The organism is Roseateles sp. P5_E4 (assembly GCF_054049255.1).
In genome coordinates, this window is the sequence record NZ_JBFUMS010000002.1 from 592,036 (window position 1) to 605,172 (window position 13,137).

Genomic DNA, 13,137 nt, shown 5'->3' on the forward strand with positions numbered 1-13,137 from the left:
CAGTGCGACTTGGGCCGCTCATGTCGCCTGAAACGACCGCTCGTCGGTCGCGGGTGCTGACAGTTTTCGTCCATGCGTCTCCCTACACTGCTCGCCTTTGTCGTTTTGGCCCCCATCAATGTCTGACGGTCTGATCCGCATCCGAGGCGCTCGGCAGCACAACCTCAAGAATCTTGACCTCGATCTGCGCACAGCGGAGCTGACCGTCGTCACCGGGCCCAGCGGCTCGGGCAAGTCCAGCCTGGTGTTCGACACCCTCTATGCCGAGGGCCAGCGTCGCTACGTGGAGACCTTTTCCGCTTACGCCCGTCAGTTCCTGGACCGCATGGACCGCCCGGCGGTGGACAAGGTGGATGGCGTGCCGCCCGCCATCGCCATCGACCAGACCAACCCGGTGCGCACCAGCCGCTCCACGGTGGGCACCATGACGGAGCTGAATGACCACCTGAAGCTGCTTTTTGCGCGCGCGGCGGAGCTGTTTGACCGCAAGACGGCGCTGCCGGTCAGGCATGACACGGCCCAGAGCATTTATGTGGAACTGCTGGCTCGTGGCGAAGCAGCCGGGGACCCCAGGATGGTGCTCAGTTTTCCGGTGGAATTGCCCGGCAACACGAGCGCGGAGCAGGTGCAGCAGTGGCTGTCCGCCAGCGGGTTCACGCGGGTGCAGGGCGAGCGCGAGGTTGAGGGCAAGAAGGTGTTGGATGTGGTGGCCGATCGCTTCCGCATCCAGGGGGCCGACAAGCAGCGCGCGATGGAAGCCATCGAGCTGTGCTTGAAGCGCGGCGCGGGTCGGGTGAATGTTCACGTCGGTGACGACGGCGCCACACTCTGGCGGTTCTCGACCGGCCTTCACCGTCCCGAAAGCGACATCCGCTACGCCGACCCGCAGCCGGCGCTGTTCTCCTTCAACTCCGCTTTCGGCGCTTGCGACAGCTGCCGCGGCTTCGGCCGCGTCATCGGCGTCGATCTTGGCCTCGTCATTCCCGACGACCGCAAGACCCTGCGCAACGGCGCCATCAAGCCCATGCAGACGCCGGCCTGGAAGGACTGCCAGGAGGACCTGCTGAAGTACGCCGGCGAGGCCGGTATCCCGCGCGACACGCCGTGGAAGGATTTGAGCCCCGCCCAGCACGAGTGGGTCATCGGTGGCACGCCGAACTGGAACGGCAACTGGAACAAGCAGTGGTACGGGGTCAAGCGCTTCTTCGAATACCTCGAAAGCAAGGCCTACAAGATGCACATCCGCGTGCTCTTGTCCAAGTACCGCAGCTATACCGAGTGCCCTTCCTGCCGCGGCGCGCGGCTGAAGACCGAGGCGCTGCTGTGGCGCGTCGGCGCCAAGGAACTGGCCGACGTGGCACTGCCCGCGGAGCAACGCTTCCTGCCGGTCGGCGTGGATTGGAGCCGCCAGCAATTGGAGACGCTGCCGGGCCTGTCCCTGCATGACCTGATGCAGCTGCCCATCCAGCGCCTACGCAACTTTGTCGACGGCCTGCAGCTGCCCAGCACGATGCTGGACGAAGCATTGAAGCTGCTGCTCGACGAGATCCGCCACCGCAGCCGCTACCTGTGCGACGTGGGCCTGGGCTATCTGACGCTGGACCGCCAGAGTCGCACCTTGTCGGGCGGCGAAGTGCAGCGCATCAACCTGACGACGGCGCTGGGCACCTCGCTGGTCAACACGCTGTTTGTGCTGGACGAGCCCAGCATCGGCTTGCACCCGCGCGACATGGGCCGCATCGTGCAGGCCATGCAGCGCCTGCGCGACGCGGGCAACACGCTGGTCGTCGTCGAGCATGACCCGGCCGTCATGCTGGCGGCCGACCGCCTCATCGACATGGGCCCCGGCCCCGGCGAGCGCGGCGGGCAGATCGTCTACGACGGCACGCCCGACGACATCCGCTCGGCCGACACGCTGACCGGCGCCTACCTCGGCGGGCGCAAGCATGTCGGCATGGGGCTCAAGCGCCTGGTGGACGAATCGACGCCCAAGCTCATCCTCGAAGGCGTGCGCGAGCACAACCTGCGCGACGTGACAGTCGAGTTCCCGCTGCAGCGCCTCGTCGTCGTGACCGGCGTGAGCGGCTCGGGCAAGAGCACGCTGATGCAGGACGTGCTGTATCCCGCGCTGGCCCGCCAGTTCGGCAAGGCGACCGAGACGCCTGGCGCGCACGAGCGGCTGCTGGGCGGCGACTTTCTCGCCGACGCGGTGTTCGTGGACCAGTCGCCCATCGGCAAGACGGCGCGCTCCAACCCGGCCAGCTACGTCGGCGCCTTCGACGAGATCCGCAAGCTGTTCGCTGTCGCGCCGCTGGCCATCGAGCGCAGCTACACGGCCGGCATGTTCAGCTTCAACGCCGGCGACGGCCGCTGCCCGACCTGTGGGGGCTCGGGCTTCGAGCATGTCGAAATGCAGTTCCTCAGCGACGTCTACCTGCGCTGCCCGGACTGCGACGGCAAGCGCTTCCGCGCCGAGATGCTGGACGTGAAGCTGGCGCTGAAGGATAGAGACCTCAGCGTGTCCGACGTGCTGGAGTTGACCGTCGCCGAGGCGGTGAACCTGTTCAGCGAGCACCGCGCCGTGCTGGCTAAGCTGCAGCCCATCGTCGACGTGGGCCTGGAGTACGTGCGCCTGGGCCAACCGGTGCCGACGTTGTCGGGCGGCGAGGCGCAGCGCCTCAAGCTTGCGGGTTTCCTGGCCGAGGCGGCGGCGTCACCGCGTTTCGGCGTCGCCAAGAAGGGCACGCTGTTCCTGTTCGACGAGCCGACGACGGGCCTGCATTTCGACGACATCGCCAAGCTCATGCGCGCATTGCGCAAGCTGCTCTCCGCCGGCCACTCGCTGATCGTCATCGAGCACAACCTCGACGTCATCCGTGCGGCCGACTGGCTCATCGACCTCGGCCCCGAAGGCGGCGAGACCGGCGGCGAGGTCGTCTGCGTCGGCACACCCGAGGAGATCACCAAGCATGCGAGCTCGCACACCGCCGCCGCGCTGCGCGACTACGCGCTGCACATGGACCGCCCGGCCATGGCCGTCGAGGAAGGCCGGCCGCTGCAGTCCATCGTGCTGGCGCGCCGCCAGACCGACGAGGCCATCAAGATCGTCAACGCCCGCGAGCACAACCTCAAGGGTCTGAGTGTCGACATCCCGCGCGGCAAGTTCAACGTCGTCACCGGTGTGTCCGGCTCCGGCAAGTCCACGCTGGCCTTCGACATCCTGTTCAACGAGGGCCAGCGCCGCTACCTCGAATCGCTGAACGCCTACGCCCGCTCCATCGTGCAGCCGGCCGGCCGGCCCGAGGTGGACGCCGTCTGGGGCATTCCGCCCACGGTCGCTATCGAACAGCGCCTGTCTCGCGGCGGCCGCAAGAGCACGGTGGCGACGACGACCGAGGTCTGGCACTTCCTGCGCCTGCTCTATGTGAAGCTGGGCGTGCAGCATTGCATCAACGACGGCGCGCCGGTGCGGCCGCAGAGCGTCGAGTCCATCGCTGCCCAGCTGATGCGCGACTACCGCGGCCAGCACGTGGGCCTGCTGGCGCCGCTGGTGGTGAATCGCAAAGGCGTCTACACCGACCTTGCCAAGTGGGCCAAGGGCCGCGGCCACACGCACCTGCGCGTGGATGGCGAGTTCCTGCCCACGTCGCCGTGGCCGCGCATTGATCGCTTCAAGGAGCACACGCTGGAGCTGCCGGTCGGCGACCTTGTCATCGCCCCCGAACGCGAAGCCGAGCTGCGCGAGCTGCTGGCCAAGGCGCTGGACGTGGGCAAAGGCGTGCTGCACCTGCTGGCACCGCTGGACGGCCTCAGCGTGGAGGAAGGCTCGACCGGTGCCGGCGTCGGCACGGTCAAGGTGTTCTCCACCAAGCGCGCCTGCCCGGTCTGCGGCACCAGCTATCCCGAGCTGGACCCGCGGCTGTTCTCCTACAACTCCAAGCACGGCTGGTGCAAGGGCTGCGTCGGCACGGGCCTGGCGCTGACGCGCGAGCAGCGCAAGGAGCTCGACGACAGCGTGCAGTCCGACAACAACCGCGGCCGCGAGCAGAGCTTCCCTTCTGAAGAAGTCGAGGTCGAAGGTCTGACCGACGCGGTCTGCCCCGATTGCCACGGCACGCGCCTGAATCCGACCGCACGCTCGGTGGAGTTCGAGCACAAGGGCATCGGCGACGTCGCCGCCTGGAGCGTCGGCGAGGCGCACAGCTGGGTGAAGGGCCTGCACCTGCATGGCCGCGACGCCGACATCGCACGCGACGTGGTCAGCGAAATCCTCGGCCGGCTGGAGTTCCTGCAAGAGGTTGGCCTGGGCTATCTGACGCTCGACCGTGCGGCGCCCACATTGTCGGGCGGCGAGGCCCAGCGCATCCGTCTGGCCGCGCAGCTCGGCAGCAACCTGCAAGGCGTCTGCTACGTGCTGGACGAGCCCACCATCGGCCTGCACCCGCGCGACAACCAGATCCTGCTGAAGGCGTTGGCGACACTTGGCGACAAGGGCAACACGCTGGTCGTCGTCGAGCACGATGAGGACACCATCCGCCGCGCCGATCACATCATCGACATCGGCCCCGGCGCCGGCAAACGCGGTGGCCGCGTGGTGGCTCAGGGCACGGCGGCGCAGCTGGCATTGGAGCCTGAGTCGACCACGGGCCGCATGCTGGCCCACCCGCTGATCCACCCGCTGCAGGCGCGCCGACCCATCGAGGCCGATGCGCCCAAGCTGACCGTGCTGAACGCGGCCCTGCACAACCTCAAGGGCGTGACGGTGGACGTGCCGCTGCATCGGCTGGTGGCCGTGACGGGCGTGTCCGGTTCGGGCAAGTCGACACTCGCTCGCGACGTGCTGCTGGCAGGCATGGCCGTTGCGGTGCCGTTGAGAAAGGCCCCCGCCAAATGGACCGGCTGTGACGGCATCGAAGGCCACGCCCAGGTCGACCGCGTGCTGGAGGTCGACCAGACCCCCATCGGCAAGACGCCGCGCTCCTGCCCGGCCACCTACATCGGCTTCTGGGACGCGATCCGCAAGCTGTTCGCCGAGACGCTGGAGAGCAAGGCGCGCGGCTATGCGCCGGCGCGCTTTTCCTTCAACACCGGTGCAGGCCGCTGCCCGGGCTGCGAAGGGCAGGGCATGAAGACCATCGAGATGAGCTTCCTGCCCGACGTCAAGGTGCCTTGCGACCAATGCCATGGCCAGCGCTTCAACCCGGAGACGCTGGGCGTGTCCTGGCGCGGCAAGAGCATTGGCGACGTGCTGGCGATGGAGGTCGACGAGGCCGTCGAGTTCTTCGCAGCGATGCCGTCGATCGCGCACCCGCTGCAGTTGCTGAAGGACGTGGGGCTGGGCTATCTGACGCTGGGACAGCCTTCCCCGACGTTGTCGGGCGGCGAGGCACAGCGCATCAAGCTGGTGTCCGAGCTGGTCAAGGTGCGCGACGATGTCACGCGCCGCGGCCAGAAGGCGCCGCACACCCTCTATGTGCTGGACGAGCCGACGGTGGGCCTGCACATGGCCGACGTGGAGAAGCTGATCCGCGTGCTGCATCGCCTGGTGGCAGGCGGGCATTCGGTCGTCGTCATCGAGCATGACCTGGATGTGATTGCGGAAGCCGACTGGGTGCTGGACCTGGGGCCGGAAGGTGGGGATGCGGGCGGGCGTGTCGTCATCGAAGGCACGCCGGAACAGGTGGTGGCGAGCGGCAGTCACACGGGCGTGGCGTTGAAGCCGGTGCTGGCACGGTTGGGCTGACTCGGCCGCGCTTCGGTTTTCCAGAAGTCCGGTTGCGGCTCCGCCTGCTTTGTCCGAGGCATCGGACCGGACACACTGCACCGTTCAATTGACCGGAGAGGTTTGCGATGGCGTTCGTTGTGGGCTGGGTGCTGGTCTTGCTGCTGCTGGCCCTGTGGTCCAGCCTCGTGTGGGCGGTGCAGTCGTTTCTCACCGGCCTGCTGGCCCACGCCGGCAGCGTCGGCTCGGGTGGCTGGAGCTTGCCGGAGTCGCTGAGAGACTGGCTGCCCTCGGCAGTGGCGGATTGGTTGGTGTCGACGGTCGAGACGCTGTCGCCGCAGTTGCAATCCCTGGCCAGCGCGCTGCCGTCGCTGGCTGGCGGCGTCACGGTGCTGGCCTGGGTGGTCTGGGTGCTGGGCGCCGTGATGCTGTTCGTCTTCGGCCTGGCCATCCACGTCGGCGTAGCGCTGTGGCGCAAGTCCAAGGCTTCCACGTCGCCGCCTGCCACGACGATCCCGTGACGAATGGGGGTCGCCGCGCCTGCTTCTTAGAATTCGTTGCCCCTAACCTTAGGGAAGCGCTGAGCAGGCCGCGCGCGCGGCGCATCCCTGCTTTGGGCGATCTGCTGCGTTGCAAATCCGCGCCATAGCCGGGCTATGGCTGTGGTTTGCGCCTTGCAGCTCATCCAAAACCAGGGCGCGCCGCATCGCGCGGCCTGCTCAGCGCTTCCCTGGGGCCAACTCAGGAGACCCCCTTGAAGCCCGTGACCTTCGCTGCCATCAGCAGCCTGGCCCTTGCCGTGGCCCTGTCGGCCGCCGCCCCCCTGCAGGCACAGACCGCGCCGCCCAAGCCCGTTCCCAGTCTCGAGCAGATCTTCCGTGCTGAGCCTTATCGCGGCGAGCCTGCCAAGGAGGCCGACTTCAGCCGCAGCGGCCGTTACCTGGCCTGGCTGTGGAGCCCGTTCGGCGAGCCCGGCACCGATCTCTGGGTGCACGACACCAAGACCGGCAAGACGCAGCGCATCACGTCGCCCCAGGTCATGGCGGCCTTCGAGGCGCCGGAGGACATGGAGCGCTTCGACAAGAAGCTCCGGCAGCGCAACACCGAATACGCCGAGCGCCAGGCCCGTGAGGTGGCGCAGCAGGCCTATCTGCGCGGCGAGAAGGTCAATCTGTCGCAGTGGGAAACCGCTGCCATCGAGACGCTGAAGAAGGAGCTTGCCGAGAAGAAAGCCAAGGACGACGCGCAAAAGGCCGCCGACAAGGCCGAGGCCGAGCTTGAGAAGCAGGCCATGGCCGCGCTGGCCGCCAGGCGCGCCGGCAAGCCGGTGCCTGCGGCAGCACCGGCATCGGCCGCCTCGTCGCCCGACAAAGACAAGGAAAAAGAGCTGTGGGAGCTCCGCGACGAGCTGAAGAAGAAGCTGGCCCGCGACAAGCTCAAGCCCGCCGATCTCTATCCCGGACCGAGCCAGTTCGCCTGGGCACACAAGGCCGACGAACTGGTCTTCCAGTACCGCGGCGGCCTCTACCGCTGGAAGGCGGACGACAAGATCCCCACCGTTCAGCCGCTGGTGGCCACGCAGCGCGACCTGAAGCTCGTCGCCTACACGGCCGACGACAGCGGCGTCATCTACACGGACGAGACCCGCGTGCTGCGCAGCGGCTTCAAGCAGGCCGGCGTGCAGGTCATCAACCGCGAGCTCATCCACCCGGACGACGAGCAGAAGAAATACAAGATCGACCAGACGGCCATCAGCGAGGACGGCCGCTGGATGTCGCTGCTGGCCAAGGCGCCGCTGAAGACGGCCGACGACAAGCCGGCGCCGCCGCCCAAGCAGGTCGAGATCATGAACTACAGCGAGCGCTGGGCCACGGCCAAGAAGGTCAACCGCGAGGTGTCCGACGACAAGCGCAACCAGCAGCCGCTGGCCCTCTATATCCGCCAGTTGCCCACCGGCAATGAGCCGCCCCGCAAGCAGCCTGCGCCTGTGTTCACGCAGAACGGTGGCGATGTCTGGTTCGAGATGAGCGATGTGGCCTGGGCCCGTGACGGCAGCCGCTATGCCTTCACGACCTGGGAGCGCGACAAGGAGCTGCTGCGCGTCTACATCGGTAAGACTTCTTGCCCCCAGCCGTCGGGTACGACGGCTGCCCCCCAAGGGGGCGCTGCAGGCCTTGGGAGCGGCCCGGCGGCCTGCGACGAATCCGCCAAACCCGAGATGGTGCTGGAGCGCCGCGGCGAGGTCGGCCACGAGGTGGTCAACGTGCTCAAGCCCCGCTTCACACCCGACGGCAAGACGCTGGTGCTGGCCCTGGACGAAGCCGGCTGGCGCCAGCCCTATGCCATCGACGTGGCCACCAAGGCGCTGCGCCCCCTCGTCAAGGGCGAGTTCGAGGCCCATCAGGTGATCGGTTTCACGGCCGACAGCAAGGCCATGTTCGTGCTGGCCAACCAGGGCGACATGGCAGCCATGAATGTGCTGCGCGTCGACCTGGCCAGCGGCGCCACGCAGGCCCTGGGTGCGGCGGGCGAGTACCACCGTGCTGCGGCGGCCTCGGAGGACGGCCGATGGGTCGGCGCCGTGGCCGGCAACTGGGCCCAGCGCCCGGAGCTCAAGCTGCTGGCCACGGATGGCAAGACGCCGGCGCGCACGCTGACCGACAGCAATGACAAGGCCTGGGGCGAGTTGAAACTGTTGCGGCCCGAACGCTTCAACTTCACCAACCGCCATGGCGACCGCATCGAGGCCTATGCCTTCAAGCCCGCCAGTTGGACCGCGGCCGACAAGCGCCCGGCCATCGTCTACGTCTACGGCGGCCCGCTGAACGACCGCCACATCGTCGAGGTCGACAGCTTCCAGAACACCGCCTATCTGTTCGGCCAATACATGGCCGCCAGGCATGGCTATGTGACCATCGCCGTCGACCCGCGCGGCCACAGCAACTATGGCCGCAAGTTCTCCGACGCCAACTGGGAGCGCCCCGGCGAGCCCCAGGCCGAGGACCTGGAAGACCTCGTCAAGTTGCTGCCCGCGCAGTTCGGCGTGGACGCCCGGCGCATCGGCCTGAATGGCTGGAGCTTTGGCGGCTTCCAGACCCAGTACACGATGTACACCCGGCCCGATCTGTTCGCCGCCGGCATTGCCGGAGCCGGCCCGACCGAATGGGAGAACTACAACAGCTGGTACAGCGGCCGCACCATCGGCAAGGCCACGGACCGCACCAAGCCGGTGTTGCGCAAATACTCGCTGCTGCCGCTGGCCAAGGGCCTGAAGAAGCCGCTGATGCTGGTGCACGGCATGCAGGACCCGAACGTGCTGTACCAGGACACCGTCAACGTCTACCGCGAGCTGCTGGATTCGGGCAAGGAGTCGCTGGTCGAGCTCTTCCTCGACCCCGACGGCGTGCATGCCATGGGTGGCGTCGTCAAGCCCGCTGGCTGGCACCGCAAGTACGAGGCCTTCTGGCTGCGCAACCTGGGCCGCGCGACTCCCTGAGAAAAATCAGGGCAAGGGCCGCAGTTGCGTCGCCAGCACTTCCTCGGCCACCTTCTGGCCGAGGCGGTAGCCCACGTCCACCGAGTTGCGGAAATGCACGCCGCTCCAGACGCGTGAATTGGCCAGCTCCTGGCCCATGGCCTCGGGCGAGCTCCAGCTGCGCGTCATCGACAGCGCCGAGTTGACCCAGACCAGTGGCGCCTGGCTGTCGCCGCGGAAGTCCTTCAGCAGAGCCTGCAGCGTGCCGCCGCCGACCGCGCCGCCCGAGGGGTAGTCACTGTTGGGCGGCGTGTGGATCAGCGGTTCCCAGCTCGCGTCGCGCAGCTTGGCATCGGCAAAGGCACCGCGCAGCGCGTTGTAGGGCCGCCAGTGGCGGTACTTGGTCTTGATGCCGGTGTAGACGATGCGCGAGTCCAGGTCGGCCATGTCCATCAGGGCCAGCATGCGCGCGAACTCAAGCGGCGTGGCCTTGGTGCTCTCGGCCAGCTTCTTGAGCATCGCCACGGCGTCCTCCCCCTCGCCGGAGTTCCAGAACAGCGCGATGACCGACTGCTCGCCCGTGCGCTGCGTGCTGACGCGCCCGCCGACGGCCTTGACCTCGGCCAGGTCGCGCAGCGCCACGGCGCTGCCCACGGCCGGCGGCGAGCCGGGGTCGTAGGCCGCCACGTCCTTGATCGCGAAGGGCTTCATGCGCGCCAGGCCGATGCCCGACTCCTGCTTGTACTCGGGCGTCAGCACATGGATGCCCGGCGCTGGCTCGACCTTGGGCGGCTCGACGCGCGCGAAGCTGTCATCCGCCCGCGCGGCCAGCAGCGCCAGCGCGACGCGCCGGCCCAGCGCCACGCCCTTGGCGCGCGCGGCCGCGTCGGTCACGGCTTTCAGCGAGGCCTCGTAGGTCTTGTCGAGCAGAGCCTGGTCGGCGCCAGGCACGTTGCCGAGCACGACGCGGGCGGCRGAGGCGACGGCCGCCTCCGGCGAGGCATCCGGCACCGCCGCCGGCGCTGCGCCATAGGCCTGGTAGCGCGGCGTGATCGCATTCAGCGCGTTGAACATCGCCAGGTCGGTCAGCAGCGTCGCGGGCAGGACCTGACCGCGCGGCGACTTCTGCAGCACCTTGGGCGTGGCTTCGGCCCAGTCGCTGACGACATCGGCGCGCACCGGCGCGATCAGCAGCGCCAGCAGCAGGGCGCAGAGCTTGAGCATGAGGTTCTCCCTGGAAGAAAGACGGCGACGCTACGCCGCGCGGACGGCCTGCGCAATGAGGAGCGACGCCCTGACCTGCCCTAAGCTGTCGGCCATGGTGACCCCGCCCCTGCCGCCCGACGAAGACCGCCGCCTCGCCCGCCTGGCGGCGCTGAGCGTCATGGACACCGAGCCCGAGCCGCTGTTCGACCACCTCACCGCCCTGGCGGCGCAGATCTGCGGCACGCCCGTCGCCCTGCTCGGCCTGTTGGACGAGCGCCGTCAGTGGTTCAAGGCCGCTGTCGGTTTTGGCCGCAGCGAGACGCCGCGGGCCCAGACCTTCTGTGCCCACACGCTGCTGGCCGATGGCCTCTTCGAAGTGCGCGATGCCCGGCTGGACGCCCGCTTCGTCGACCACCCCGATGTGCTGGCCCGCCCCGCGCTGCGCTTCTATGCCGGCGTGCCCATTCGCCTGGACGACGGCAGCCACCCCGGCACCCTGTGTGTCGTCGACTTCCAGCCGCGCGAGCTGACCGAGGCGCAGCGCGAGGTCCTGACCCGCCTGGCCGACGCCGCAGCCGAAGCGCTGATGATGCGCGAGCGCGCCTTGCGTGGCGCCGACCTCGAGGCGGCGGAACAGCCCTTCCAGGTGCTGGCCGAGACGGCACCGCTGGGCATCTTCCGTACCGACGCGGCAGGGGACTTCATCTTCACGAACGCAAACTGGCAGCGCATCTGCGGTCTGCCGGCGCGTGCTGCCCTGGGTGAGGGCTGGGCAGCCACGCTGACGACCGAGGACAGCACGTCGGTGCTGGCCCACTGGCGGCGCTGCGTTACCCAGCGTCAGGCATTCGAGATGCGCTACCGGTTGCGCCGCGGCGGCAACGGCCACGGCGTGCGCCAGGTCTGGACCCGTGCCCGGCCGTTGCTGGCGCCCGATGGCGGGTTGCGCGGCTATGTCGGCATCACCGAGGACGTCACCGACCGCATCACCGCCGAACGCGAGCTGCGCGACAGCAAGGCCCTGCTGGACCGCACCGGCCGCGTCGCCGGCATCGGCGGCTGGAGCCTGGACCTGCAGACCGAGGAGCTGGTCTGGAGCGACCAGACCTGCCGCATCCACGACCTCGAGGCCGGCCACCGGCCAACGCTGCAGGAGGCCATTGGCTACTACAAGCCCGAGGCGCGCGCCGCCATCGAGGCGGCCGTGCTGCGCGGCATGCAGCACGGCGAGCCCTGGAGCCTGGAGCTGCCGCTGGTGACGGCCAAGGGGCGTGAGATCTGGGTGCTGTCCCAGGGGCAGGTCGACTGGCAGGACGGCGTGCCGGTGCGGCTCGTGGGCGCCTTCCAGGACGTCACCGAGCATCATCGCGCCGCTGTCGAGCTGGAGCACAACCGCCAGCGCCTGCGCGCGCTGTACGAGTCGACGCCGGCGCTGATGCATTCGGTGGATGCGGCCGGCCGGGTGCTCAGCGTGTCCGACCGCTGGCTGGAGCGCCTGGGCTACAAGCGCCAGCAGGTCATCGGTCGCGCCATGGACGACTTCATGACGCCGGAGTCGTCGCAGCAGGTGCGCGAGGTCTACCGCCCGGCGATGTGGCGCGACGGCCATGTCGGCGACTGCCCCGTGCAGCTGATTTGCGCCGACGGCCGGCTGCGCGACGTGCTGGTCTCGGCGGTCGCGGAATACACCGCCGACGGCCGGCCACTGCGTGCCCTGGCCCTGGTGGACGACATCACCGAGGACCTGCAGCGCCGCGCCGAACTGGCGCACGAGCAGCGCATGCGCCGCCAGACCGAGCGCCACGTGCAGGAGCTGGACCAGCTGCTGCATGAGCGCTCCGAGATGCTGGACGTGCTGGCCCACGAGGTGCGCCAGCCGCTGAACAACGCCAGCGCGGCCCTGCAGGGCGCGGCGGCCAGCCTGGCCGGCCGCGGTGAGCGCCAGGCCCAGGAGAGGCTGAACCGCGCCCAGGCCGTGCTCGGCCAGGTGCTGGCCGGCGTCGACAACACGCTGGCTGCGGCCAGCCTGCTGGCGGGTGGCGGACGCATCGCGCGCGAGGACACCGACATCGACACGCTGATCGCCGTCACCATTGCCGACCTGCCACGTGAACAGCGCGACCGCATCGTCGTGCATCGCCACACGGCCACCCGCACGGCGCTGATGGACATGAGCCTGCTGCGCCTGGCCTTGCGCAATCTGCTGTCCAACGCGCTGAAGTACGCGCGCGGCGTCAGCCCCGTGACCCTGCATGTCATCGATTTTGATGAACCCGCCGTGCTGCAGTTCGAGGTGGCGGACGCCGGCCCCGGCATTCCGCGCGAGCTGCTGCCCCGCCTCTTCACCCGCGGCGCGCGCGGCAGCGGCGGCACTGAGTCGGCCCACGGCCTGGGCCTGTACATCGTGCGCCGCGTCATGGACATGCATGGCGGCACGGCGGAACTGTTGCGCACCGGCCCATTGGGGACGGTCATGAGGCTGACGCTGCCCCAGGCCGACTAGAGCGGACTAGACTCGCGCGGCCCCAGCTTCAAAAGGGCCTGTTCGCACCACGGGAATCGGTGCGAGAGGGGCTGCGCGGGTGAAGGGCTAGGCGTGCGCTGAAGCCCGGGCTGGGTGCCCGGGCAAGGCGCGCAACGACGCCATGCGCCCGCGCAGCCCCTCTCCCGAAGGGTTGCCACTCAAGAGCCTGCGCGCGGCGTTGCGAAGCCTCGCTGGGGATGACCCCAGCTT

The 13,137-nt window shown here is 68.8% G+C and carries 5 protein-coding genes; 4 read left to right on the plus strand and 1 reads right to left on the minus strand.

Features of this window, described 5'->3' with window-relative positions:
• Positions 1 to 118 precede the first annotated feature (118 nt).
• From uvrA to ACXJLH_RS05435, 3 genes are all read left to right on the plus strand, one after another.
• Positions 119 to 5,743, plus strand: coding sequence for an excinuclease ABC subunit UvrA (gene uvrA / locus ACXJLH_RS05425; RefSeq protein ID WP_457442802.1), 5,625 nt, complete (start codon positions 119 to 121; stop codon positions 5,741 to 5,743).
• A 107-nt stretch (positions 5,744 to 5,850) separates the two neighbouring features.
• Positions 5,851 to 6,243 carry a hypothetical protein gene (locus tag ACXJLH_RS05430; RefSeq protein WP_457442804.1) on the plus strand — a complete coding sequence of 131 codons (393 nt, stop codon included), beginning with the start codon at positions 5,851 to 5,853 and terminating at the stop codon, positions 6,241 to 6,243.
• Positions 6,244 to 6,485: 242 nt separating this feature from the next.
• Entirely contained in the window at positions 6,486 to 9,218 is a 2,733-nt protein-coding gene (locus ACXJLH_RS05435) for a S9 family peptidase (protein WP_457443158.1), read from the plus strand.
• Positions 9,219 to 9,224: 6 nt separating this feature from the next.
• Here ACXJLH_RS05435 and ACXJLH_RS05440 read toward each other — a convergent pair whose 3' ends face one another.
• Entirely contained in the window at positions 9,225 to 10,421 is a 1,197-nt protein-coding gene (locus ACXJLH_RS05440) for a vanadium-dependent haloperoxidase (RefSeq protein ID WP_457442805.1), read from the minus strand.
• A 94-nt stretch (positions 10,422 to 10,515) separates the two neighbouring features.
• Here ACXJLH_RS05440 and ACXJLH_RS05445 point away from each other — a divergent pair, with 94 nt between their 5' ends.
• Positions 10,516 to 12,906, plus strand: a complete 2,391-nt coding sequence (locus ACXJLH_RS05445; protein WP_457442808.1) for a PAS domain S-box protein — start codon at positions 10,516 to 10,518, stop codon at positions 12,904 to 12,906.
• Positions 12,907 to 13,137 lie beyond the last annotated feature (231 nt).

What these genes read in the sequence shown, in the direction of transcription:
- uvrA (WP_457442802.1), top strand. Translation starts at nt 119, where the DNA reads ATGTCTGACGGTCTGATCCGCATCCGAGGCGCTCGGCAGCACAACCTC.
- ACXJLH_RS05430 (WP_457442804.1), top strand. Translation starts at nt 5,851, where the DNA reads ATGGCGTTCGTTGTGGGCTGGGTGCTGGTCTTGCTGCTGCTGGCCCTG.
- ACXJLH_RS05445 (WP_457442808.1), top strand. Translation starts at nt 10,516, where the DNA reads ATGGTGACCCCGCCCCTGCCGCCCGACGAAGACCGCCGCCTCGCCCGC.